General features: G+C 73.3%; 27 protein-coding genes. 14 read left to right on the top strand and 13 right to left on the bottom strand.

Going from position 1 to position 23,426, the window contains the following annotated elements; genetic code table 11:
- The first annotated feature begins 13 nt into the window (after positions 1–13).
- Positions 14–829: a PspA/IM30 family protein gene (locus ABD143_RS25340; protein ID WP_343983320.1), complete on the top strand. Its 816-nt coding sequence runs from the start codon at positions 14–16 to the stop codon at positions 827–829.
- Positions 830–879: 50 nt separating this feature from the next.
- Here the strand turns inward: ABD143_RS25340 and ABD143_RS25345 are convergent, their stop codons facing one another.
- Positions 880–1,722 (bottom strand): DNA-formamidopyrimidine glycosylase family protein, encoded by an 843-nt coding sequence (locus ABD143_RS25345; RefSeq protein WP_343983324.1) that lies wholly within the window; start codon positions 1,720–1,722, stop codon positions 880–882.
- Between the two features lie 124 nt (positions 1,723–1,846).
- On the opposite strand from ABD143_RS25345, the gene ABD143_RS25350 reads away from it, so the two are divergent.
- The 4 genes from ABD143_RS25350 to ABD143_RS25365 are packed head-to-tail and all read left to right on the top strand — an operon-like array spanning position 1,847 to position 5,525.
- Positions 1,847–2,755: an ABC transporter ATP-binding protein gene (locus ABD143_RS25350; RefSeq protein ID WP_343983327.1), complete on the top strand. Its 909-nt coding sequence runs from the start codon at positions 1,847–1,849 to the stop codon at positions 2,753–2,755.
- Between the two features lie 11 nt (positions 2,756–2,766).
- Positions 2,767–3,549, top strand: coding sequence for an ABC transporter permease (locus ABD143_RS25355; protein ID WP_343983330.1), 783 nt, complete (start codon positions 2,767–2,769; stop codon positions 3,547–3,549).
- A gap of 12 nt (positions 3,550–3,561) precedes the next feature.
- Positions 3,562–4,890 carry a sensor histidine kinase gene (locus ABD143_RS25360; RefSeq protein ID WP_343983333.1) on the top strand — a complete coding sequence of 443 codons (1,329 nt, stop codon included), beginning with the start codon at positions 3,562–3,564 and terminating at the stop codon, positions 4,888–4,890.
- Entirely contained in the window at positions 4,887–5,525 is a 639-nt protein-coding gene (locus tag ABD143_RS25365; RefSeq protein WP_343983336.1) for a response regulator transcription factor, read from the top strand. The genes ABD143_RS25360 and ABD143_RS25365 overlap by 4 nt, the downstream gene beginning before the upstream one ends.
- 14 nt (positions 5,526–5,539) lie before the next feature.
- Here the strand turns inward: ABD143_RS25365 and ABD143_RS25370 are convergent, their stop codons facing one another.
- Complete coding sequence (locus ABD143_RS25370; protein ID WP_343983339.1) at positions 5,540–6,295, bottom strand: GNAT family N-acetyltransferase; 756 nt, start codon at positions 6,293–6,295, stop codon at positions 5,540–5,542.
- 52 nt (positions 6,296–6,347) lie between these two features.
- Here ABD143_RS25370 and ABD143_RS25375 point away from each other — a divergent pair, with 52 nt between their 5' ends.
- Both ABD143_RS25375 and yidC read left to right on the top strand, forming a co-directional pair.
- On the top strand, positions 6,348–6,707 hold the full coding sequence (locus ABD143_RS25375; RefSeq protein ID WP_343983342.1) for a DUF6412 domain-containing protein: 360 nt from the start codon (positions 6,348–6,350) through the stop codon (positions 6,705–6,707).
- Positions 6,708–6,784: 77 nt separating this feature from the next.
- Positions 6,785–7,735, top strand: coding sequence for a membrane protein insertase YidC (gene yidC, locus ABD143_RS25380; protein WP_343983346.1), 951 nt, complete (start codon positions 6,785–6,787; stop codon positions 7,733–7,735).
- Positions 7,736–7,742: 7 nt separating this feature from the next.
- Here yidC and yidD read toward each other — a convergent pair whose 3' ends face one another.
- Positions 7,743–8,378, bottom strand: coding sequence for a membrane protein insertion efficiency factor YidD (gene yidD / locus ABD143_RS25385; RefSeq protein ID WP_343983349.1), 636 nt, complete (start codon positions 8,376–8,378; stop codon positions 7,743–7,745).
- Positions 8,379–8,429: 51 nt separating this feature from the next.
- Positions 8,430–8,699, bottom strand: a complete 270-nt coding sequence (locus ABD143_RS25390) for a hypothetical protein (protein WP_343983352.1) — start codon at positions 8,697–8,699, stop codon at positions 8,430–8,432.
- On the opposite strand from ABD143_RS25390, the gene ABD143_RS25395 reads away from it, so the two are divergent.
- Positions 8,667–9,521, top strand: coding sequence for a quinone oxidoreductase family protein (locus ABD143_RS25395; protein ID WP_343983356.1), 855 nt, complete (start codon positions 8,667–8,669; stop codon positions 9,519–9,521). The two genes, ABD143_RS25390 and ABD143_RS25395, sit on opposite strands and share 33 nt — an antisense overlap.
- 15 nt (positions 9,522–9,536) lie before the next feature.
- On the opposite strand, the gene ABD143_RS25400 is transcribed toward ABD143_RS25395, so the two are convergent.
- From ABD143_RS25400 to ABD143_RS25410, 3 genes are all read right to left on the bottom strand, one after another.
- The gene (locus ABD143_RS25400) at positions 9,537–14,285 is read right to left on the bottom strand and encodes an ATP-dependent helicase (RefSeq protein WP_343983358.1); all 4,749 of its coding nucleotides are present in this window, start codon (positions 14,283–14,285) and stop codon (positions 9,537–9,539) included.
- Positions 14,286–14,386: 101 nt separating this feature from the next.
- Positions 14,387–15,130 carry an arginase family protein gene (locus ABD143_RS25405; RefSeq protein WP_343983361.1) on the bottom strand — a complete coding sequence of 248 codons (744 nt, stop codon included), beginning with the start codon at positions 15,128–15,130 and terminating at the stop codon, positions 14,387–14,389.
- Positions 15,131–15,163: 33 nt separating this feature from the next.
- Entirely contained in the window at positions 15,164–15,556 is a 393-nt protein-coding gene (locus ABD143_RS25410; protein WP_343983364.1) for a DUF4189 domain-containing protein, read from the bottom strand.
- 151 nt (positions 15,557–15,707) lie between these two features.
- Between ABD143_RS25410 and ABD143_RS25415 the strand changes: the two genes are divergently transcribed.
- Positions 15,708–16,514, top strand: a complete 807-nt coding sequence (locus tag ABD143_RS25415) for an SDR family NAD(P)-dependent oxidoreductase (protein ID WP_343983367.1) — start codon at positions 15,708–15,710, stop codon at positions 16,512–16,514.
- Positions 16,515–16,655: 141 nt separating this feature from the next.
- Here ABD143_RS25415 and ABD143_RS25420 read toward each other — a convergent pair whose 3' ends face one another.
- The 3 genes from ABD143_RS25420 to ABD143_RS25430 form a co-directional block, all read right to left on the bottom strand.
- The gene (locus tag ABD143_RS25420) at positions 16,656–16,793 is read right to left on the bottom strand and encodes a hypothetical protein (protein WP_343983370.1); all 138 of its coding nucleotides are present in this window, start codon (positions 16,791–16,793) and stop codon (positions 16,656–16,658) included.
- A 10-nt stretch (positions 16,794–16,803) separates the two neighbouring features.
- Entirely contained in the window at positions 16,804–17,874 is a 1,071-nt protein-coding gene (locus ABD143_RS25425; RefSeq protein WP_343983373.1) for a CoA transferase, read from the bottom strand.
- Between the two features lie 221 nt (positions 17,875–18,095).
- Positions 18,096–18,275: a hypothetical protein gene (locus ABD143_RS25430; RefSeq protein ID WP_343983376.1), complete on the bottom strand. Its 180-nt coding sequence runs from the start codon at positions 18,273–18,275 to the stop codon at positions 18,096–18,098.
- A 335-nt stretch (positions 18,276–18,610) separates the two neighbouring features.
- On the opposite strand from ABD143_RS25430, the gene ABD143_RS25435 reads away from it, so the two are divergent.
- Together ABD143_RS25435 and ABD143_RS25440 are read left to right on the top strand one after the other, a co-directional pair.
- Positions 18,611–19,537 (top strand): hypothetical protein, encoded by a 927-nt coding sequence (locus ABD143_RS25435; RefSeq protein ID WP_343983379.1) that lies wholly within the window; start codon positions 18,611–18,613, stop codon positions 19,535–19,537.
- A gap of 22 nt (positions 19,538–19,559) precedes the next feature.
- Positions 19,560–20,081 (top strand): hypothetical protein, encoded by a 522-nt coding sequence (locus ABD143_RS25440; RefSeq protein WP_343983382.1) that lies wholly within the window; start codon positions 19,560–19,562, stop codon positions 20,079–20,081.
- Positions 20,082–20,173: 92 nt separating this feature from the next.
- Here ABD143_RS25440 and ABD143_RS25445 read toward each other — a convergent pair whose 3' ends face one another.
- From ABD143_RS25445 to ABD143_RS25455, 3 genes are read right to left on the bottom strand one after another with little or no spacing between them, the layout of a single operon-like run.
- Entirely contained in the window at positions 20,174–20,377 is a 204-nt protein-coding gene (locus ABD143_RS25445; protein ID WP_343983385.1) for a hypothetical protein, read from the bottom strand.
- On the bottom strand, positions 20,374–20,571 hold the full coding sequence (locus ABD143_RS25450; RefSeq protein WP_343983388.1) for a hypothetical protein: 198 nt from the start codon (positions 20,569–20,571) through the stop codon (positions 20,374–20,376). The genes ABD143_RS25445 and ABD143_RS25450 overlap by 4 nt, the downstream gene beginning before the upstream one ends.
- Positions 20,568–20,765, bottom strand: coding sequence for a hypothetical protein (locus tag ABD143_RS25455; protein WP_343983391.1), 198 nt, complete (start codon positions 20,763–20,765; stop codon positions 20,568–20,570). The genes ABD143_RS25450 and ABD143_RS25455 overlap by 4 nt, the downstream gene beginning before the upstream one ends.
- Positions 20,766–21,076: 311 nt before the next feature.
- Here ABD143_RS25455 and ABD143_RS25460 point away from each other — a divergent pair, with 311 nt between their 5' ends.
- From ABD143_RS25460 to ABD143_RS25470, 3 genes are all read left to right on the top strand, one after another.
- Positions 21,077–22,264: an NsdA family TPR-like regulatory protein gene (locus ABD143_RS25460; protein WP_486362829.1), complete on the top strand. Its 1,188-nt coding sequence runs from the start codon at positions 21,077–21,079 to the stop codon at positions 22,262–22,264.
- Positions 22,264–22,740, top strand: coding sequence for a hypothetical protein (locus tag ABD143_RS25465; protein ID WP_343983397.1), 477 nt, complete (start codon positions 22,264–22,266; stop codon positions 22,738–22,740). The genes ABD143_RS25460 and ABD143_RS25465 overlap by 1 nt, the downstream gene beginning before the upstream one ends.
- Before the next feature lie 366 nt (positions 22,741–23,106).
- Positions 23,107–23,295 carry a hypothetical protein gene (locus tag ABD143_RS25470; protein ID WP_343983400.1) on the top strand — a complete coding sequence of 63 codons (189 nt, stop codon included), beginning with the start codon at positions 23,107–23,109 and terminating at the stop codon, positions 23,293–23,295.
- Positions 23,296–23,426 lie beyond the last annotated feature (131 nt).

Below are 23,426 nucleotides of genomic sequence, written 5' to 3' on the forward strand. Positions count from 1 at the left end.
AGGGGCGGAGCAGATGGCCAACGGTTTCACGAAGGCCTGGAGATACCTGATGGCGCTGTTCTCGTCCAAGGTTGACGAGTACGCAGACCCCAAGGTGCAGATCCAGCAGGCCATCGAGGAGGCCCAACGGCAGCACCAGGCCCTGTCCCAGCAGGCCGCCGCTGTCATCGGTAACCAGCGGCAGCTGGAGATGAAGCTCAACCGGCAGCTCGGTGAGATCGAGAAGCTGCAGGCGTCCGCGCGGCAGGCGCTCGTGCTGGCCGACCAGGCCAGGGCGGCGGGCGACGAGACCACCGCGGGGCAGCGCGAGCAGGCGGCCCAGGCTTTCGCCACCCAGCTCGTCACGGCGGAGCAGTCGGTCGAGGACCTCAAGACGCTGCACGACCAGTCGATCCAGGCCGCGGGCCAGGCGAAGCAGGCCGTCGAGCGCAACTCGATGATGCTGCAGCAGAAGATCGCCGAGCGCACGAAGCTGCTCAGCCAGCTGGAGCAGGCGAAGATGCAGGAGCAGGCCGCCGCCTCGCTCCGGCAGATGACCGAGCTGGCGTCGCCCGGCAACACCCCCTCGCTGGAGGAGGTCCGCGACAAGATCGAGCGGCGCTACGCCAACGCCATCGGCTCGGCCGAGCTCGCGCAGAACTCCGTGCAGGGCCGCATGCTGGAGGTCCAGCAGTCCACCGTGGACATGGCCGGGGCGAGCCGCCTCGAGCAGATCCGCGCGTCGCTGCAGGGCGCGCCCGTGGCGGGCGAGGTCACGAGCGGCGACAAGGCCGCCGCGCCCACCCAGCAGCTCAACAGCAGCCCGCAGCAGCAGCCCGGCACCGCCTGATCCTCGAGCACATTCACAACGGCACAGCCGAACGGCGCGTTCGTCCCGGACTACCGGGCGGGCGCGCCGTTCCGTTTCCCGCCTGCCGGTACGACCGGGGCCGGGCCCGGCTGGCATCCAGGGCACCAGTAGACGAACCGGGCGTAGACCCCGTCACCCTGCTCCGCCGAGCGGATGCGGGTGCCGCAGCGGCGGCAGCGGCGCCCGCCGCGGGCGTACACCCAGTGCTCCCGGCCCCGCCCCAGCTCGCCCGTGGTCGACTGCTGGGGCCGGTCGGCGTTGCGCAGCAGCAGTTCCCTGGCGAGCGCGATGACGGCTGCGGGGTCCGGGACGTCGCGCACGAGCGTCCACGGGGAGAGCCCGCGCAGGAAGCACACCTCGGCCCGGTAGAGGTTCCCGACGCCCGCCATCACCCGCTGCTCCAACAGCACGAGCCCCAGCTCCGACGCCCCGCGATCGGTGAACCGGCGCAGTGCCTCGGCCGCGTGCGTCTCGTCCCAGGCAGGGTCGAGAAGATCCGGGCCGAGATGCCCGACCAGGCGGTGCTCCTCGGCCGTGGGCAGCAGTTCGAGGTCGTGCAGCGCGAATCCGACCGCCGTGCGCTCGGCCGTCTCCAGCACTGCTCTGGCCTGGTGCGCCGGCCGCTGCCAGTGCATGCCCGGCCGGTAGAGGTGCCATGACCCGTCCATCCGCAGGTGGCTGTGCAGGCTGCGGGCGTCGTCGAAGCGGGTGAACAGGTGTTTCCCGACGGACACGACGTCGAGCACGGTGCGCCCGGCCAGGTCGTGCTCGACGAGCCGGGGGTGGCGCAGCTCGCCGCGCACCAGCACCTGCCCGGCGAGCGCGGCCCGCAGCCGCTTGCCGGTGAGGTGGACGGTGTCGCCCTCAGGCACGGCCCCGACGCTACCGCCGACGCCGCATCTCCACCGATTGGTTGATCTCGGCTCCACCCCACCGCCCGATCGGTCTCTCGCGTCGGTCGATTCTTCGTCGCCCGCTCCGCAGCACCCTTGGGCCATGCCCGTCATCGAGGTGCACGAGTTGCACAAGCGCTACCGCGACCACGTCGCGGTTCACGACGTCTCGTTCGCCGTCGAGCAGGGCGAGATCTTCGGCATCCTCGGCCCCAACGGCGCGGGGAAGACCACGACCGTGGAGTGCATCGAGGGGTTGCGCTCCCCGGACGGCGGTTCGATCTCTGTGCTCGGGCTCCACCCGCTGCGTGACCGGGTCGAGCTGCGCCGCGTGCTCGGCATCCAGCTGCAGGCCAGCGAGCTACCGGAGAAGATGAGGGTCGGTGAGGCCGTCGAGCTGTTCGCGTCCTTCTACCCGGACCCGGCCGACGCCGGCGAGCTGATCGAGCGGTGGGGCCTCGGCCCCAAGCGGAAGACGGCGTTCGCGGCGCTCTCGGGCGGGCAGAAGCAGCGGCTGTCGATCGTACTGGCGCTCGTGGGCAACCCCCGCGTCGCGATCCTCGACGAGCTGACCACCGGGCTCGACCCACAGGCCCGCCGCGACACGTGGGCGGCCATCGAGCAGATCCGCGACAGCGGCGTGACCGTCGTGCTGGTCACCCATTTCATGGAGGAGGCCGAGCGGCTCTGCGACCGAATCGCTGTCATCGACGCAGGCCACGTTGTGGCGCTCGACACCCCGGCGGGCCTGGTCGCGAGCCTCCCCGGCGCGCAGCGGCTGCGCTTCCGCCCGTCCGCCCCGTTCGACGACGCCGTGCTGACGGCCCTGCCGGAGGTGTCGTCCGTGCGCCGCACCGGCCGGACGGTCGAGGTGACGGGCAGCGGGGAGCTGCTGCATGTCGTCACCACGGAGCTGGCCCGCCACCAGGTGGTGGCCATCGACTTGCGCCTGGACCAGGCCACCCTTGACGACGCCTTCGTCGCCCTGACCGGCCACGCGGCCGAGATCTGAGGACCGCAACCATGACCGAGCTCGTCGCCGCCCCGGCCCACCGGCAGCGGATGAGCCGGGCGCGCCCACTGCTCGCGCTGGCGAAGGCCGAGACCCGGCTGTTCCTGCGCGACCCGGTCACCACGCTGTTGGGCATCCTCCTGCCCGCAGCGGTGCTCGCTGGTCTCGGCGCCGTGCCCGCGCTGCGGGAGCCGGCCGAGGTCTTCGGCGGCCTGCGGTTCACCGAGTACTTCGCGCCGTCGCTGCTCGCCATCAGCATCGCCGTGCTCGGCGTGCAGAACCTGCCCACCGGCCTCGCCACCTACCGGGAGAAGGGCATCCTGCGACGGATGTCGGCCACGCCGGTGAGCCCGTTCGCGGTGCTCGTCGTGCAACTGCTGCTCAACCTCGTCACGGTCGCGCTCGGCACGGTGCTGATGGTCGCGGTGGCCGTCGGCGTCTTCGGGGTGACTGCGCCGCGGCACCCGCTCGGCTTCGCGCTCGCCTTCCTCTGCGGCACGGGCGCGGTGTTCGCGATCGGCCTGCTGATCGCGGCCGTGGCGCCCCGGGCCAAGGTGGCCACCGGCATCGGCACGGTCGTCTTCATGGTGACGCAGTTCTTCGCCGGGGTGTATCTGCCCAAGTTCCTCCTGCCGGACGTCATCGTGCGGATCGGCGACTTCGTCCCCCCGGGCATCGGGGCCTTCCAGGGCGCTTGGACGGGCGACGGTGCCGATCCGGTGCAGCTCGCCGTGATGGCGTTGATCGCGGTGGTGGCGACGGGCACGGCCGCTAGGTTCTTCCGGTGGGAGTGAAATGAGGTGGGGGTGACGGAGCCGAGGGGGGCGGGCGCGGTCGGCGGACCGGTGCTCGTGGACGGCGACAGCGACGCGCTGGACGAGCGCGGGCGCAAGTTCGACTCCGTCGTCAACCGGTTCGTCCCCTACTTCGGGCTCGTCATCGGCACGGTCCTCACCCCACTCGTGATCCCGGCGACGCTGTCGTACTGGCTGGTCACGGGGTTGCTGGTGTTGGCCACCGCGGCCTGGTCGTACGGGTTCACCAGCCAGAACACCGGCTGCCGGGCGGAGACGAGCCCGCGCTGGGGCGGGGTGTACTTCGCCGGGCTGCTGGCGCTCTCGGCGCTGCTCACGTACCTGTCGCCGTTCTACGGGTTCCAGGCCTTCGCCGGGTACACCCACTCCTTCGCCTTCCTCCGCGGCCGCTGGCGCTGGGTGGGCATCGCGGGCACCGCGGTGATCGTGGCGTACTCCCAGCTCGGCGGCAGTCTCGCCGGCAACGAGTTCACCCCCACCTACGTCGCGGGCCTGATCGCCCTCACGGTCGTCAACGCGGCCTTCGCGGGCGGGTTCACCTACTTCGGGCTGCTGACGTCGCAGCTGTCGCAGCGGCGTCGCGAGATCATCGTCGAGCTGAACGAGGCCAACCGGCGGCTCTCGGAGACCCTGGAGGATAACGCCGGGCTGCACGTCCAACTCCTCGCCCAGGCTCGGGAGGCCGGCGTGCTCGACGAGCGGGCGCGGCTGGCGCGGGAGATCCACGACACCATCGCCCAGGGCCTGACCGGGATCATCACGCAGCTGGAGGCGGCCGGGTCGGGCGACGCCGACCCGGATGTCCGCCGCCGGCACATGGACACCGCCGCCGCGTTGGCCAGGGAGAGCCTCACGGAGGCCCGGCGCTCGGTCGAAGCGCTCGCGCCCGGCCGGCTCGCAGCCGCGCAGCTCCCGGACGCGATCGCCGACATGGCGAAGAAGTGGGCCGAGTCCGCGGGCGTCGTGCTGATCCTCGACACGACCGGCGACGCGCGGCCGCTGCTGCCCGAGCTGGAGGTCACGTTGTTCCGCGTGGCGCAGGAGGCTCTCGCCAACGTCGGCAAGCACGCGCGCGCCACGCGCGTCGGGCTCACGCTGTCCTACATGGACGATGTGGTCGTGCTCGACGTGCGCGACGACGGGCGCGGCTTCGTGCCCGCCGGCGCCCCCCGGCCCAGCGGCGGCTCCGGCTTCGGGCTGGCAGCGATGGAGCAGCGGATGCGGCGGGTGTCGGGCACGCTCGACGTCGAGAGCGCGCCGGGTGATGGCACGGCGCTGAGTGCAAGCGTGCCGGCGATCCCGGCGGAGGTCAGGTCATGAGTTCCATCCGGGTGCTGATCGTCGACGACCACCCCGTCGTCCGCGACGGGCTGCGCGGCGTGATCGACGGCGAGCCCGACATGACGGTCGTGGGCGAGGCCGGGCACGGCGCCGAGGCGCTCGCGCGGGTGGCGGCGGAGCCCGTCGACGTCGTACTGATGGACCTGCGGATGCCCACTATGGGCGGCGTCGAGGCGATCGGCGAGCTGCGCCGCAGGGCGCCCTCTGTCCGGGTGCTCGTGCTGACCACGTTCGACACCGACCGCGACGTGCTGCCCGCCATCGAGGCCGGCGCCACGGGCTACCTGCTGAAGGACACCCCGCGCGATGAACTGCTGCGGGCGGTCCGGGCGGCGCACCGGGGTGAAGCGGTGCTCTCGCCCACCGTGGCCGGGCGGCTCATGGGCCAAGTGCGGGCCCCGGCTCAGGACACGTTGAGCGGCCGCGAGCTGGAGGTGCTGCGGCTCGTCGCGGCCGGGTCGACCAACCGCGAGACCGCGCAGAAGCTCTTCATCAGCGAGGCCACGGTGAAGACCCATCTGCTGCACATCTACGCCAAGCTCGAGGTGCGCGACCGCGCGTCGGCCGTGGCGGCGGGCTACCAGCGCGGGCTGCTCTTCCCCGACGGTCGTTAGCAATCCTTTGGTCGCTAGTGCGGGATGGGCGTGCGGACGGCGTAGAGCACGTCGTCGCGGACGTGCTTGAAGCCCAGCCGCGCGGCCACGGCGAGGCTCCCCGTGTTGTCCGGCGATGTGGACCAGGTCGGGATGCGGCCGCGCGCCCTGATGTCCGCGACCGCCGCCGCCGCGCACGTCGTCGAGAGCCCGCGCCCGCGGTGCTCCGGTTCGGTGACCACCCCGACGTCCTCGTGCTCGGCGCCGACGTAGAACGGCACCGCGAGCGCGGCGACCAGCCCGTCGACGACGACGGCGCGGGCCACCCTCGCTGCCAGCAGGCCGGCCGGGCCGCCCCACGTCTCGTGGATCCACGCGGAGTCGCGGCTCAGCCCGGCCATCGTGGGCGCGTCGGCCGGGGTGAGCAGACGGACGTCAGCCCGCGGCGGCGGGACCGTGGCCCCCGCCGGGAGCGCGGCCACCACCCGCTGCCACACCCCGGTCTGCGGGTCTGCGCTGCGCAGGGCGGGCAGCCAGCCTGCGGGGGCCTCGACGAACCCGGCGACGCCTGCGAGGTCGCGCGTGGTGAGGTGCGCTGGGTCGCCGCGCATCGCGTAGTTGGACGGCAGCTCAGCGCTCACGACCTGTGGGTCCGGCCAGCGGTCCACCCGGCAGCGCCCGTGCCCGGTGCGGGCCACGTGCTCGAAGATCAGCGGCCCGGGCCGTTCCGGGGCGAACCAGGGGCGCAGCTCGGGCACCACGCTCGACGGGACGGTCAGCACTCCGAGCACCCTGCCCTCTTCGCCGCGCCGCCCGCCAGCGTTATCCCGGTACGGTGAGTGCGTGACGGGGATCGCGGCGCGGGCGCACGGCCCGCTGCTGCCCACCCCGGTCGGCGGCCGCGCCGCCATGATCCGGGGGCTCGTCGTCGTCGCCGCGCTGTCAGCGATCTCGACGGCCGCGCTGATGTCCCAGCCGTCGCCGCTGCTCGTCGGGGCGCTCGGGGTGCTGCTCTGCGCGTTCGCCCTGGCCCGCGCCGCCACCGTCGTGCTTCCGGTCGCCGGGGCCTACGGGCCTGTCGTGGCCGCGCGCGACCATCACCGCGCGCTCGCCCGCCGCGCGGTCCCGCGCCTGCGCGACCCGGACGCCCCCGGCCGCACGCGATCCCGTGCGCCGTCGGTGCTCCTCCCGGCGGCGCCCTAGCACCCTGCCCCGAGGTAGGGGGCCCTTCCAGCGCCGCCGGTCGACGAGTCCCGTCCCGGTCGCCCTGGAGCGTTGTCATGTCTTCCTTAGTGGACCCCGTCTACTTCGCCGTCTCTGGTGTCATGTGGTGCTGGCACCAGCTGTTCGGCCTCCTGCTCGGCCCGGCGAGCGGTGCCGCGTGGGCGCTCTCGGTCGTGTTCCTCGTGCTGACCCTGCGCGCCCTGCTGATCCGCCCGTTCCTCGCCCAGCTCCGATCCGGTCGCGCCATGCAGGCGATCGCCCCGCAGGTTGCCGAGCTGCGCAAACGTCACGCCGACGACCCGAAGCGGCTACTGGAGGAGACGCGCGCCCTGCAGAGCGCGCACGGCGTGAGCGCACTCGGCGGCTGCCTCCCCGCGCTGGTGCAGCTGCCGGTCTTCCTCGGCCTCCTGCACGTGCTCACCAGCTTCAACCGCCGCGGCCTCACGCTGGCGCAGAACGGCACCATCGCCAACTACGCCTTCACGCCCGACGACGTGCGCTCGTTCCTGGAGGCGCACCTGTTCGGCGTGCCGCTCTCGTCCTACCTGACCATGCCGCAGGGGCTTCTCGACGCGTTCGGGGCGCACGTCGACCGCTGGGAGGTGGCCCTCGTCGTGGTGCCGCTGACGCTGCTCGCGGCCGTCGCGACGCACTTCTCGGCCCGGCATTCGGTGCGCCAGCAGCCCGCCGACGGGCCCGCCGCGTCGATCATGCGCTGGACGCCGTGGATCTTCCCGGCAGGCGTGCTGGTGAGCGGCGTCCTCTTCCCGTTCCCCATCGCGATCCTGCTGTACTTGCTCACCAACAGCACCTGGACCCTCGGGCAGCAGTGGCTCGTGCACCGGTCGGCGCCGCAGCCGCTCGCCCGGCCGGCGTCCGAACCGCCGCCCGAACCGCTGCCCGAGCCGGCGGAGGCAGCGCTGGTCGCCGTCCGTGAACGAGGGGACGCGGCCAGGCGGCGCAGACGCCACCCGTCGGGCCACCGCCCGAGCAGGCGGCGCCGTTGAGGTCAGCTCAGCCCGGGCCGCAGGACCGGATGCGCTCGGCGGCGGCGACGAGCCCCCGCCGGGCGCCCAGCGCGTCCACGGCGGCGATCGCGTACGCCGAGCAGCTCGGCGTGGACGGGCACGCAGGTGTGAACCGGGTGAGCCAGCGCTGGTAGGCCCGCACGAGGGCTCTGACCAGCTGCTTCCCTGCTGGACGCTCCGGGATCAGCGCCGCGGCCAGGACCAGCATCGTGGAGAGCCGGAGCAGGTTGAAGTCGCACGGCCCGTCGCACCCGTCGCAACCGCCACCGCCGCGGCTCCCGCCCGACCCGCTGCCGGACCCGCAGCCGTCGGTATCCGTGCGTCCGCCTCTGCCGCGTCCGCATCCGGGGAGCCGGGAACATCCGCCGCCCAGCTCGACTGCCGCGTCGGCGGTGTCCAGAGCGTCCGACACCGCGTCGTCGCGGTCCTCGTCCTTGCGGCGCTTGCGACGGCGCTCCCGCGTGCGCCGCCCGTGCCGCCGCTTCTTCTGGTGCCGGTCCGCCCGCCCCGGGGCCCCGGCGGCACCGGCCTGCTCGTTCTGCTCGGCCTGCTCGTTCTGCTCGTTCTGCTCGTTCTGCCCGGCCTGGTCGGTCTTGTCGGCCGGGTCGTCCTCGTGCTCCACCGCGCTCCTCCCGTTCGGTCGGGAGTGTGCCTGCTGGGCAGGCGCGGTGGATCAGGAGTCCTGGCCGAGCAGCGACCCGACGACGTGGTGCAGGCTGCGGGCCAGCCGCTCCGTCTGCCCCGTCCGGAGCATGCGGACGACGAGATCGCTGCTCATCGCCCCGAGCGCAACGTGGGCGAGCACGTCGGCGTCCAGGTCGGGGCGGGCCTCCGCGATGAGCGCGGCGATGTGACCGTGCCACGCCAGGTAGACCGGCGAGTCACCGTCGCGGTGGGCGGTCGAGCGCTCGTGCGCGGTGATGAGGTTGATGTTGCTCGTCACCAGGTCGAGCGCGGCGTCGAGGAAGGCCGCGAGCCGCTGCGCGGGTGGGGCGAGGCGGTGTTCGGGTTCGAGGCGGCGGGCACCGTCGTGGAGGTCGGACCGGGCGCCGACCCCGCCCTGGCAGGGGCCCGGGTGGTCGCCATGGACATGACAGGCGGCGCCTACGCCGAGCTCCTGGCGGCACCCGCCGAAGCCGTCACGCCCGTGCCGGACGGGCTGTCGGCAGCCGACGCCGTGGCCGTCGCGGCCCAGGCGGCGACCGCCGCGTGTGTGCTGGACCAGGCCGGGCTCGGCGGCGGTGAGACGGTGCTGATCGAGAGCGCGGCCGGGCCGGTCGGCGGGTACCTCGCGCAGCTCGCCCGGCGCCGCGGCGTTGCCCGCGTCATCGGGACCGCAGGCGGCCGGGCGAAGCTGGCGAAGGCACGCGAGCGCGGCTTCGACGAGGTGGTGGACCACTCCGAGCCGGGCTGGCAGTCGCGTGTGCCGCGGGGTGTCGACGTGGTGTTCGAGTGCATCGGCGGCACCTCTGCCCGTCCACTGCTCGACGCGCTCACCCCGGGCACGGGCCGAATGGTGGTCTACGGGCTCATCAGCGGGGACTGGCCTGCGGTCGAGCCCGCCGACCTGGAACCGCGCGGCTTGTCGCTCGTGCGGGCGACGATGGCGGAGGTGGACGGCTCCCGGTCCGAGGTGCTCGCGCTCGCCGCGCGCGGAGAGCTCACCCCGCTGGTGGACAGCGCCCTCCCGCTCGCCGAGGCGGCGAAGGCGCACCAGCGGTTCGAGGACCGGCTGGCCGCCGGGAAGATCATCCTCCTGCCGTGACGGGCGCGGACCCGCTCAGGCGCGCAGGCGCAGCCCCTTGGGGGTGACCCGGAAACCGGCCTCGGTGAGGACGTCGGCCAGCTCCGAGCCGAGCGACCCCACTCCGTCGGCCCGCTCGACGGCCAGCGAGCCGAGCCAGCCCTCGTGCACGGCCCCCGCCAGGGCCTGGGCAGCGGCAGCGAGCTCGTCGCGGTCGGTGCTGAACGACAGCAGAGACCGGCCGCCGCGCTCGACGTAGAGCACGGGCGCACCCTCGACCAGCACGACCAGTGCGCCGGCCTTGCGTCCCGGCCGGTGCTTCGTGTCGCCGACGGTGGCGGGCCAGGCGAGGGCCGCACCGTAGGGCTGCGCGGGGTCGGCGGCTGCGAGCACCACGCTGGACAGGCCCGTGCCGCCGGGCTCGGCCCCGCCCACGGGTGCCCCGTCGGGACGGGAGAGCGCCCGCAGCCGGTCGATCGCCCCTGGCACCGCGAACTGCGCCGCGCCGAGGCCCTCGACGACGTAGCCGCGCCGGGCCCGCCCGGAGTCCTCCATGGCCCGCAGCACCCGGTACACCCCGGCGAAACCGCCGGACACGCGCTCGGTGCCGAGCGCCCCGCGGGTGAGCACGCCGTGGCGCTCGAGGAAGGCCTCGGCCCTGGCGTGGGCGCGGCGGGTGGGATCAGGCTCGCGTTCGACCGCGAGCGACCACCGCCCGCCCACCGACGGCGGCCCGCTGCGGCTCGGCATGGCCGGCCGCCCGGCGCGGAGTTGCGCGTACCGGCCGCGGGCGGGGCTGCGCCTGCTGCGGTGGGCCGGGCCGCCGCGACTGCCGGCCGAACGCCCACCGAGCCGGGCGCGCAGTGGCGCCAGGGTGTCGTTGGTGAGCAGCCCGGCCCAGACGAGGTCCCAGATCGCCGTGACCACGGCGTCGTCGGGTGCGGCGGCCTCGCCCGCGTCGAGCAGGGCGCGGGTGGTGCGGTCGGCCAGCTCACGGAAGAAGAGCGCCCCACCGCCGACGGGGGGCGCGTCCAGCTCGGGCAGACCAAGTGCGGCGAGCAGGGCCCGGTGCAGAGGAGTGGCGGCGACGTCCGGCTCCGGCTCCGGGAGCAGGAGGTCGGCGACGTCGGCGGGTGCGACGGCGAGCCACCCGTCGCTGCCTGCCAGTGGACCGCAGCCACTCCAGGTGACCTCTCCCGCCGCCGTCAGCTCGTCGAGCAGCGCGGGGGTGTAGCCGGGCAGCCGGGCCGGGAGGACCAGCGACTCCAGCGCGCTCGCCGGCAGCGGCGCCCCGGCGAGTTGCTCGACAACGCCCAGCACGTCCTCCGCGCCCGGCGCCCGGCGCATCCGCCCGCGCCGGTCGCCACCGGGGGCAGCCTGCACGCCCTGCCACGCCGGCAGGAACCGGCCGAGCGCCCGCTGCTCCACCGGCTCGACCTCGGCGCGCAGCCGCGCCAACGACGCCCGGCGCAGCCGCCGCAGCACCTCGGCGTCGCAGTACTCGATGCCTTCCGCGCCCTGCTGATGGCCCGGCCCTGCGAGCAGGCCGAGCGGCCGCAGCTCGCCGCGTACCAGCCGCCCTGATCCGACCAGCCGGTCGAGCACGCCGGCGACCACGGCCACGCCCAGCCCGAACCGGGCGGCGCACGCGGCAGCCGCGAACGGACCGTGGGTGCGGGCGTAGCGCAGCACCAGGTCGCCCAGCGGGTCGGCGACGGGCTCGGTGAACGTCTCCGGCACCCCGACGGGCAGGGCCGCGCCGAGCGCGTCGCGCACGCGGCCGGAGTCCTCGATGGGGAGCCAGCGCTCCTCGCCGCCCATCCGGACCCGGATGGCCCGGCGCGCCCGCTCCAGCTCGGCCAGCCACCCGGGCTGGACCCCGCGGGCCTGCGCCTCCTCCGTGGTGAGGTCGCCGACGAACCGCAGCAGGTCGGCGGCCCCCTCGGCGTCGCGGGCGTGCCGCTCCGGCGCGAGCCGCTGCAGCGCGGCCTCGACCTCCGCCAGCACCTCCGGGTCGAGCAGCTCCCGGATGGCCTCGGAGCCCAGTAGCTCGGCGAGCAGGGTGGAGTCGAGCGACAGGGCCGCGGCCCGGCGCTCGGCCAGCGGCGCGTCGGACTCGTAGAGGAACATCCCCACGTACCCGAACAGCAGGCTCCGCGCGAACGGCGACGGCGACGGGGTGGCCACCTCGACCACCTGTACCGACCGCGACTGCACCGCAGCCATCAGCTCCCGCAGGCCCGGGAGGTCGTAGACGTCCTGCACGCACTCGCGCATCGCCTCGAGCGTGACGGGGAACTGCTCGTACCTGCCCGCGACCGCCAGCAGCTGTGCGGACTTCTGCCGTTGCTGCCACAGCGGGCTTCGCCGCCGCGGGTCGCGCCGCGGGAGCAGCAACGAGCGGGCCGCGCATTCCCGGAACCGGGAGGCGAAGAGCGACGAGCCACCCAGCTCGGCCACGACGACCTGCTCCACCTCGGCCGGGTCGAGCAGCACGTCCTCCGCGGTGGGGACGACCTCGGCCCCCGACTCGTCGACTGCGTCGGGCAGCCGCAGCACGATGCCGTCGTCGGCGCCGGAGGCGTGCACCTCGACCCCGCGCCGCTCCCGCATCCGGGCCGCGATCGCGAGTGCCCACGGCCCGTTGACCTGCGCGCCGAACGGCGAGTGGACCACGAGCCGCCAGTCGCCCAGCTCGTCGCGGAACCGCTCGACGAGGATCGTGCGGTCGCTCGGCACGTGGCGTGTGGTGTCGCGCTGCTCGTGGATGTAGGCGAGGAGGTTGTCGACGGCCCACGCGTCGAGGCCCGCGGCAGATGCCCGCTCCCGGGCGGCCTCGTCGGAGAGCCCGGCCATCTCCCGCACGAACGCGCCGACCGCGCGCCCCAGCTCCAACGGGCGGCCGATGGACTCGCCCTTCCAGAACGGCATCCGCGCGGGCTGCCCCGGGGCGGGGGTGACGATCACGCGGTCGTGCGTGATGTCCTCCACCCTCCAGCTGGACGTGCCGAGCAGGAACGTGTCGCCGACGCGCGACTCGTAGACCATCTCCTCGTCCAGCTCGCCGACCCGCGAGCCCCGCCCATCGGCGCCGCCGGGCGTCATTACGGCGAAGAGGCCGCGGTCGGGGATGGTGCCGCCGGACGTGACCGCGAGCCGCTGCGCACCGGGCCTGCCCTGCAAGGTGTCGGTGACCCGGTCCCACGTGATGCGGGCGCGCAGCTCGCCGAACTCCTCCGACGGGTAGCGCCCTGCGAGCATGTCGAGCACCGAGTGCAGGGCCGACTCGGGCAGCGCCGCGAACGGGGCCGCCCGGCGGACGACCCGAGCGAGGTCCTCCAGCTGCCACGGCTCCAGCGCCACCATCGCGACGATGTGCTGGGCGAGCACGTCGAGGGGGTTGCGCGGGTAGCGCAGCGACTCGATCGCGCCCGCCGTCATGCGTTCGGCGACGACTGCGCACGAGACGAGGTCGCCCCGGTACTTGGGGAACACGACTCCCCGGGAGATCGCGCCCACCTGGTGGCCCGCGCGCCCCACCCGCTGCAGCCCCGACGCCACGCTCGGCGGCGCCTCCACCTGCACGACGAGGTCTACTGCGCCCATGTCGATGCCCAGCTCCAGGCTGGAGGTGGCCACCACGCAGGGGAGCAGGCCGGCCTTGAGCTCCTCCTCCACGATGGTGCGCTGCTCGCGCGACATCGAGCCGTGGTGCGCCTTCGCGACCGTGGGCGGGGCGCCCCCGCCGATGCCGGACTGGCCGACGGCCTCGGCCGGGAAGGTTTCAAGATCGACCGCCTCCTCCGCGTCCTCGGCCGCGAGCTCGTTGAGCCGGGCCGTGAGCCGCTCGGCGAGCCGACGCGAGTTGGAGAAGACGATGGTGGAGCGATGCTCCCGCACCAGGTCGAGCAGCCGCCGCTCCACGGCGGGCCAGATCGAGGGGCGCTGCGCGGTGCCTGCCGCCGACCCGATGACCTCCTCGTCGGAGCTGCCCACCGCGGGCCGCTCGTCGAGCGCACCGAGGTCGGGCACCGGGACCTCGACCTGCACCTCGATGGTCTTCGGGATGGGCGGCTGCACGACCTCCACCGGCCGCGCGCCGGCCAGGAAGGCGGACACCTCGTCGAGCGGGCGGACCGTGGCCGAGAGCCCGATGCGCTGTGCCGGCCTTCCCGGGTGCGGGTGTCCCGCAGAACTCAGTAGCAACTCGTCGAGCCGCTCGAGCGACAGCGCCATGTGCGCGCCGCGTTTGGTGCCGACGACGGCGTGCACCTCGTCGACGATGACCGTCTCCACGCCGCGCAGCGACTCGCGCGCGGCCGAGGTGAGCAGCAGGAACAGCGACTCGGGTGTGGTGACCAGGACGTCGGGCGGGGTACGGGCGAACTGGCGGCGCTCGTCGGCCGGGGTGTCGCCGGTGCGCATACCGACGGTGATGTCGGGGACCGGCAGCCCGAGCCGCCCCGCGGCCTGGCGGATGCCGGCCAGCGGCGAGCGCAGGTTGCGCTGCACGTCGACGGCCAGCGCCTTGAGCGGGGAGACGTAGAGGACACGGCAGCGGTGCCGGGGGTCGGCGGGGGCGGGCTCCGCGGCGAGCCGGTCGAGCGCCCACAGGAACGCCGCGAGCGTCTTGCCGGAGCCGGTGGGCGCGACGACGAGGGCGTGCTTGCCCTCCTGCGCCGCGCTCCACGCGCCCTCCTGCGCGGCCGTGGGCGCCGCGAAGGCCCCGCGGAACCATTCACTGGTCGCGGGGGAGAAGCGGTCGAGCGGACTCACGTCGTCCATGATGCGCCTGCGTACCGACAGTTCCGGACGAACCGGCCATGGCAAACGCGACCCCGGCCGCGCAGGGCGATGTGGCGGCCCGTCTGCTCGGAGCTCGAGGGTCAGCCGGCCACGAGCTCCTCTGCCAGGCTCGCAATCACCCGGTTGCCGCCCGTACCCGGGTGCCACGTGCACGCGAGCCCGATCGCGACCACGTCACACGAGTGCAGCACCGCGTGCACCGCGGCGGTGACGTCCGCGAGCCCCGGCCCGTCCGGACTCGGGAACAGCAGGCCCGGCAGCTCCTCCGGATCCACCACATCGACGTCGAGGTGCAAGTAGACGGGCCCGGACGGCAGTACCCCGGGCAGACCGGCCACCGGCACCCGGCGGATGGCCGCCCCTGCGAGGTACTCGGCCTCGGCCGGGTCGAGGTCGCGCGCGTCGACCAGCACGACGTCCCGTTCGGGCACGGGCCGCAGCCCGATGTGCTCGGCCACGGTGCGGTCCGAGCCGCCTACGAGCTGCCGGACGGGAAAGCCGCCGAGGTAGCCGGACGTGGACGTCTCCGGCGTCTGCACGTCGCCGTGCGCGTCGAACCACACGAGAGCGGGCGCCCGCCCGGCCTGCTGCAGCCCCGCGACCACGCCGAGCGAGGTGGTGCAGTCGCCCGAGAGCACCACCGGCACCCGGCCGGCCCCCACCTCCTCCGCGACGAGCGTCGCGACCTGCTCGTACAGGGCGGCCATCCGCTGCCACCGGCCGCCTTCCGGCAGATCGGCGACGACCGTGTGGTCGGGGGCGAGCGGCAGCTCCAGGCCCGGCAGGTGCTCGTCGAGGTGGTACGGAACGGCGATCACGGTCACCGGGCCATGCTGCAACACCGGGCTGCCCGGGGGCTACTGGTGTGCGCCCGTGCAGACCCAGGCAAGCACGCGCGCCCCCTTGCCCGGGGTCGACCGGACGGCCTCCCGCTCCGCGGCCACGCGCGAGGCCGCGTAGGCCCAGCCCCATGACCGGTTCGGCGCCTGCGCGACGGCGGCGCAGCCGTTGCTCACCTGCACGGCCGTCTGGCAGCCACGCACGTTGCACTCGTCGACCGCGGCGCTCGCCGCCGCGGCCGCCGACGGGTGCTCGTAGGAGTAGCCGATGTTGCCGGTCTGGACGGAGATGGCGATCGCGGCCCAGGTCCCGGGGGCCGCGTGCGCCGGAGCCGCGGCGAGGAGGACGGGGGCGGTCGCGAGCACGGCGGTGGCGGCGGCGCGGGCGGCGAGGGAACGGATCGGCTTCATGGCTGGTCTCCTTCGATCGTCTGCGCCTCACTGGCGCACCAGGGGAGACCCGCTGCGGCCGCGATCGGTTGGGGTAGCGGTTTTCGGACGCGACAGCCGGGCGTCCGGAACCCGCCAGACCGGGCCTCGTCCCGGGACGAGACTCGTGTGTGTGGACCTGTACCTGAAGGACAGCGTCGCCGTGGTCACGGGTGGCAGCAAAGGCATCGGCCTGGCCATTGCACGCACGCACCTCGACGAGGGCGCGAGGGTCGTGGTGGCCTCCCGCACGAGCTCTCCCGGGCTGGCGGAACTCGCCGGGCCGCGACTGGTCCATGCACCGGCCGACCTCACCGACCCCGACGCCCCCGCTCGCGTCGTGGCCCGTGCGGTCGAGGAGTTCGGCGGCCTCGACATCCTCGTCAACAACGCGGGGGGCCCGCCGCCCGGCGTGCGGCTGCCGCGCTTCTCGTTCGGCGCGCCGACCGACGCCGACTGGCTCGCGATGTTCGAGTTCAACCTCTTCTCCGCCGTGCGCGCGGTTCGCGCGGCGCTTCCGCCGATGCTCGAACGCGGCGGCGGCTCGATCGTCAACGTCTCCAGCGGCAACGCTCGCCAGCCCGGCCCCATGAACGTGGACTACTCGGCGGCGAAGGCCGCGCTGAACAACCTCACGAAGTCGCTCTCCGAGGAGTTCGGCCCGCAGGGGATCCGGGTCAACACCGTGTCACCCGGTCCGGTGCGCACAGCGTGGTGGACCGACGACGGCGGGGCGGCCGACATCCTCGCGGCGCACGTCGGAGCCGACCGGGACGCGGTACTGGACGAGGTCGCGCCCGAGATGATGAACCTGACCACCGGCCGCCTGGTCGACCCGCAGGAGGTAGCGGACATGGTCGCGCTGCTCGTCTCGCCCCGCTCCGCGAGCACTACTGGGGCCGACATGGTCGTCGACGGGGGGTTCCTGAAGGCCGTGTAGACGCATCAGTGCACCGGATCGCCCACGTGTACGGGGGGCATGCCCCAGGATGCCGATGACGAGGTGGCCGGGACCTCGAGGCCGATCCGGAGTCGGATCGGAGTCGGTCGACCGGACCGATACCGGCCGACCTCACCGGGTCTACCGCTTCCGGTTGGTCCACCACCAGCGCAGCGTGACGACGACCGCGGCCACCAGACCGACCGCGATGGCGAGCTGGCCGAGCGGCGACGACAGGCCGGTGGGGTCCTGCGCGAGAACGGACATCGGGGACGTCACGGCCTTGACGCTACCCGCCTGCCCAGTCCGGTGCCGCCGTGCCGAACGACGGCGGCGGGGGCGGCCAGGAGAGCGGGCGGCCGCCGACCGTCCCGGGCGGCACGGCGACCGTGAGCCGGCCGGCCGGGGCGTCGAGGTCCTGCAGGTAGGGGCCCGGATCCACGTCTGGGACAGTGGCCGGCTCGGCGCGCGGGAGGCCCTGCAGCCAGGCCGCGGTGCCGGCCAGCGCGAGCCGGACGTGGTGCGTGCCGCCTTGCTCACGCTGCTCGGCGAGCGCGAGCAGGGCGCCCGCGGCGGCGAGGTAGCCGGTGGCGTGGTCGAGCACCTGGGCGGGCAGCGCCCCCGGCTGCTCGGCGCTCCCCTCGGTGACCGCGATCCCGCACGCGGCCTGCACGAGGCTGTCGAACCCGCGCCGGCTCGCCCACGGCCCGCGGTGGCCCCACGCCGACAGCGTGACGACCACGAGCCCCGGGTGCCGCCGCGCCAGGTCCTCGGGCGCGAGACCGAAGCGGTCGAGCGCGCCGGGGCGGTACCCGGCGATGACGACGTCGGCGCCCGCCAGCAGCTCCGCCAGCACGTCCCGGCGTGCACCGAGGTCGAGCAGCGCGCTGCGCTTACCGGGCAGCGTGTCGAAGGCCTGCAGCGGGATCTCCGGGCGGCCCGGGGCGTCGATCCGCAGCACGTCGGCGCCGTGGGCGGCGAGGGTGCGGGTAGCGACCGGCCCGGCGATCACGCGGGTCAGGTCCAGCACCCGGGGCCTGCGGTAGGGCCGCGGCGCTGCGGATCCGAGCAGGCGACGCTCGACGAGCGGGGGTGGCGGGCCCGCGGCCGCGCGCCACTCGGCCTCGGTGCGCACGGCCAGCCGCGGGTCACCCTGTGGCAGCTCGACCGCGGACAGGACGCGGCCCACCGGCCGGTTCCAGTCGTCGCGGATCGTCACGCCGGGCGTGCGCCGGGTCATCGCGTCGGCCAGCGCGCCGCGCTCGAGCACGTCGCCGCGCTGATCGACGCCGGTCGGCAGCACGACGACCTCGTGGATCACCTCGCGCTGGCGCGGAGGCCGGGCGATCGCGGCAGGCACACCGGCGATGCTGGGTGTGGAGGTGCGCGGCCGCACGGTCGCCCAGCGGATCACCGAGGGTGAGACGGTCGTTGACGACCTGGTGCGGCTCCTCCAGCGGGCGGGCCAGCTGCCCAAGAGGTAGCCCCGGCGTCGGCATCGTCGAGCGTGGGGCTAACGGGATCGAGAGGCTAGCGCTAAACCCGGGCCTGCTCGTCAGCGCGCGAACGCACCGAGCCCGATCACGTCGCCAACCTCGGCGCCGCGCCCGTCACCACCGCCGCCACCACCATCCGCACCGTGGCGCGCGCCGGGTCCATCGTCGTCGCCCCGACGGCGGGCGCGCTCGTCTGCGGGCGCGGGGCCAGCATTGCCGGGGCGGCCTTGATCTCCAGCCGGTAGGGGGCGCGCGAGGACGTCATGAACGCAAGCCTGCGCCGCAGGGTCTCGATCGTGGCGATGGCGCGCCGCGACCTACGACCAGTAACTGAAGTCATCCGGCTTGTTAGTCCGTTTGGCGGTACCGCCTTGCACGCTCGTCGCGCAGATCCAACCGGTCGCCTCCAAAGTGGAGTATGTAAACGAGCTGGGCTCGGTTGAATAATTACGGTGTAACTCACCTCACCGATTGGAGGGTCGACCCCAGCGACTCCAGGTGAGAGGCGCCGTCCCCCGCGGCGTTGTGTGATCGGCGCTGGCCCCAGCAGCGACGAGTAGACGGGCGAGGCCGTAGCGGCTCGCCAGAAGGCAGGCAGACATGCCACAAACCCGCACCCTGAAGCGCACGGTCGCGTTCTGGCGCCTCGTGCAGGCGCCGGACCTCACGCCCCTTGGAGACGTCGACTGGCCAGCGTTCATGGCCGAGGTCGCGGAGGACGCGCGCAACGGGCGCTCCCGACACGCGATCGACAACAGCGAGATCACCGGGACGACGTACACCAGGGACCTGGTCGACCACCTCGTGCTCACCAAGACCCGAGACGACATGCCCCGTCAGCAGCACCGGAATACCGGCACCCTCGCCGACATGAGCACGACCGGTGACGGCTGGGAGGTGATCGAGTCGACGTTCGTCAAGTTCCTGGAGTTCGGCAACGTCTTCGGCCTGCTCCGGTCGCAGCCCACTGCCCCGTCGCCCCAGGCGGTGGCTCGCTGGATCAACGCAACGAAGATCCTCAACGTGCAGCTCGCTGTGGAGCCCGTCATCGACCCCGACCGGTGGCGGCACATGCACGACGGTGGTGGCCTCACCTACCTGGAGTTCGCAGGTCCCTCCGTGGTCCTCGACCGCGACGTGTCCGGCCCTCTTGATCACTTCCTGCATCCCGCGCGGTACGCGACCGGCAAGATCGCGATGAAGTTCACGGTCAGCAAGGCCAGAACCCCTGAAGACTCCCGCCAGCGACGCGACCTCTACCTCGCGGCGGAGGAACTCGTCCGCACCATCGGGCTGGAGAACCTGAACAAGGCCAAGGTGAGGGTGTTCGACGAGGACAACCGCGGGATCAAGGCTGAGTCCATCGACCTGATCCAGCACCGCTTCACCATCAAGAGGACGATCAGCCTCGACCGCGGCGAGCGCACTTCCGTCTCAGAACAGTCGGCGTTCGATGCCATCATCACCGCCGTTGAGAAGTTCGAGGACGACCTGCGTGCAGCCGTCGCTGATGACCCGATGACGTAGACGATCACGGAGGGCCCCGGAGATGACCACCGGCACATCCCGGCGAGGCCCGATCGACCGGCCGAGCCTCGACTGGGTGCTCGTCGCGGTGATCGCGTTCCCCGTGTTGTGGTGGAGCCCGGTCGTCCAGCTGTTCGGCGCCACCGATCCCGACGGGCAGCGATCAGCGATGAGCAGCACATCCTCGCTGCTGGCCAACGTCGCGGCGTTCGGCGTCGCCGCGCTGTTCGCCTACTCGGCCCTGGAGAACCCCACCACGCGCCGGATGCGCGCGAGGTGGGGCCCACATCTCACCGGGGTGTTCCTGCGCAGCCTCGGCGTGATGTTCCTCGGCGCCATCGTAATCGGCTACGCCGCGGTCAGCGTGCCGAACCCGGCAGGCACGATCGTGTTCTTCGTCGTCTCGCTGCTCGCCTTCGTGAAGCTCCTGCGCATGCTGCTCGTGGTGGCCTCGCTGCTGAAGGGCCAGGACGCGGACGCGCGACGCGAGGACCGACCGACGCCTCAGGTACGTGGACAAGGCCAGCAGGACCAGTCCGCATGACTTCACGCAACCGGGCCGGCCCGGGCTACCTGATGCTGGTCGGGACGAACTCCGGCTCCCCCTCGGCCTGAGCAGCCTCACACCGGCCGAGATCAGGAGTCGCGGCGTACGTCCCGAGCGGTGCGCGTGACCTCTCCGGCCTGCTCGATCGCCCGGTACATCGCCAGGCTCGCGTCCTCCTGCGAGTCCGCGAACCCGTACAGCTCCGTCGCAGTCGACTCCCGCCAGGCGTTCCACCACCAGCGTCGGTGCCGCTGGATGAACACGACCCGCGTGCTCCACACCCTGGGCCTCACGGCTGCGCCTTCTCAGCGGCGGCTCGCGCCGCTCGACGCCCTGCCGCCTTCTCCCGGTTCGCCTCTATGCGCTTCTTCGTCGCCTCGCGCCAGGCGTTCGACCACCAGCGGCCGCGCTGCTCGACGAACACGACCCGGGTGTCCCACGATCGCAGGCCGCTACTCGCCCCGCCCGGTCCCCACATCCGGCTCACCCCTGCTGCTTATCGGCAGCGGTGTTGGCCGCGACAGCCGCCCGTCGCAGCGTGCAGGGCCAGGCGGACCGGCCCGCCTGCGCGCCGCTGGAGCAGACCCGGCAATGCCCGGAGGGGTCGCTCGCGTGCTCGCGGATGAGCCGGTCGGCCATCCCCGGCTCCGCGGCGATGAACGTGATCAGCTCGTCGGCCACGGCTCCGAGCCTCCCGCGATAACACCACCGGCGGATGGGCTGGGACACGGGATGTCAAGGGGAGAGTTCGGGGACGTTTCGAGGCTCCCGTTGTGCCCGTGTGCGCGCATTCGGCTACCGACTGTGTGACGATGATGATCGCCCCCGGGAAGGTGGAGCGCGTCGCCGACGGATCAGCTGCGCGCCGCCGCGACACCCCTCCGGGGGTTTGACCCGTCAGGAGCAGAGGAGAGCCCGGCGTGCCGCAACCGAATGAGAGGCTGCGAGCCGCCCGAGAACGGGTCGAATCGCCCTCTGCTCCCGGCGAGCCCATGACGCGGCAAGAGTTGGCCGACGCGACCAATGCGCACATCTTTCGGGTTAGCGGCGGCACCCAGGTGACCGCCGTCGACCCCAACCACGTGGGCAAATGGGAGCGCGGAGTCATCCGCTGGCCAGCTGCTCGATACCGCGCAGCGTTGCGTGCCATCCTGGACGCCGATACAGACCGTGACCTGGGGTTCGCGCGACCTCCGCGTGGGAAGCCACAAGATGTGGACCGAAAGACGTTCCTGAAGACAGCGCTCGGCGCCTCAGTCGGGGCGACCCTCACGGGCTACGCCCCGGCCGTCGCCGGTGGGGACTCTGCGGACGTGCTCGCGGCGATGTCCGGGCCGACCGCCCACTACCGGCACATGGAACAGGCCGTCTCCTCAGAGCGCCTGGCCCCCGCCGTCGACGCCCACCTTGCGCTCGCGACCGACATCGTGAGCGGGCAGCTGCGCAGCGCTACCGGCTTCTCCGTGCTCGCCGAGATCTCTGGCCTCGCGGCGTGGCTGGCCGCCGACAGGGCAAACAACGCGGTCGCCCGCCGCCGCTACGCCGAGGCCATCCACCTCGCGGAGCGCACCCACCACCCGCTGCTGGTCTCCTACATGACCGCCTCGCTGGGGCATTTCGCGGTCGAATCCGGCGACCCTCGCGAAGGTGTGATCCTCCTCGACCGGGCCGCTGCCCAGCTCGACCCGTCCGGGCCGCCGTCGGCGCGGGCGTGGCTCGCGTCGCTCCACGCCGTCGCGCACGCCGCGCTCCGAGACCGCGCGAGCACCTACGCGGCCCTGCGCAGCGCCGAGCAAGCGGCCAACCGGCCAGGGGAACCGGTCTGGCCCTGGGTGTTCACCTTCGATCAGGCCAAAGTCGTGCGCTACCAGGCCAGTGCGCTCGCCCGGCTCGGCGACCTGCGCGGCGCTGCCGTCGCGTTCGACGCCATCCCCGCGACCCTCAGCGCACCCAAACCGCGCGCCCTGATGCGCATCGAGCATGCCCACGTACTCGCCGGTCATGGACGCATCGACGACGGCTGCGCGCTGGCGGTTGAAGCGTTGCGGATCGGCCGCGAGTACAGCAGCGAGCGGATCACCTCGCGGGTTCGACAGTTCCGCGCGAGCCTCCCCGCCCGCACCGACGCGGCCCGGAACCTCGATGAGGCGCTGATGACCCTGTACGAAGCCCACACGTAATGCAGATCGCGATCACCGGCCACCGCGAGCTACCCGAGCCAACCGTGAACCTGGTGAACACGGCCATCCGGCGCCAGCTCGCCGAACACACCGACACCGCGCTGATCGGGCTGACGTGCCTGGCCGACGGCGCGGACAGCATCTTCGCCCAAGCGGTCCTCGACGCCAGCGGCTCCCTGGTTGTGGTCGTCCCGGCCGCCGAGTACCGGGACGGCCTGCCCGCCGAGCACCACCCCGTCTATGACGCGTTGATCAGCAGGGCCGTGGAGGTGGTTCGGCTCGGCCACCGGGAATCGACCTCGCAGTCCCACATGGATGCCAGCATGTACATGTTGGGCCAGGCAGACCGGCTCCTCGCGGTCTGGGACGGCGAACCGGCCCGAGGCTACGGCGGCACCGCCGATGTCGTGGAAGCCGCGAAGCAGCGCGGTGTGCCGGTCACCGTGATCTGGCCGGACGGCGCAAGCCGGGACTGAACCACCTCTATCAGCGTGCTCGGACGCCGCCGACTACCGGAAACCGCCACCGCTACGGCCACGACCTCACCACCTGGCCGGCTACGGGCTGCTCCCGCGACATCCGCGAGCTGCGCATGGCCCTCTACCGCGTCCAGCGGACCCCCGAGCACCCCGAGGACCGGGCGGAGGCCGAGCGGCCTTCGCGGCTCGCGGCCGTGGGCGCCTGAGTTACTTCGCCGCGGCTCCCGGTGCACGCCGCGGCCTACCTGTGCACCATCTTCACTGCCCTTGACCTCGACGAGCAGCGGGCTACTCGTCTGTCCCACGACTGACGAACGCGGGGATGGTCAACGGGAAGGGACACTCGGCCGCACGGGGTTCGTCATGAGCGTCACTGAGCGCGGGTTGCGCGAGACGGGAGCCTGGCCCGACCGCGCAGACCAGCTCGCCGCCGAGCTGATCGCCGCCCTCGCCGAGGCGGCCGAGACGAGCCGGAGCCTGCGAAGCGGTCCCGGCTGCGGTGCGCGGCCACCAGCGTCGCCGGGGTCGGGCGTGACGTCCTCACCAAGGTGATCGGCCTCGTATGCGGCGAAGATGACCGGGCTGCCTAAGTCGCCGATCGCCCCGCCACGGCGAGCGGCGATGGGAACTCCAAGTCGACAGCACGATCAGCCACCGACCGACCGGCGCCAGGCGTGGCGTGG

Origin of the sequence: Pseudonocardia aurantiaca (assembly GCF_039526725.1) — a bacterium.
GTDB classification, from domain to species: domain Bacteria; phylum Actinomycetota; class Actinomycetes; order Mycobacteriales; family Pseudonocardiaceae; genus Pseudonocardia; species Pseudonocardia aurantiaca.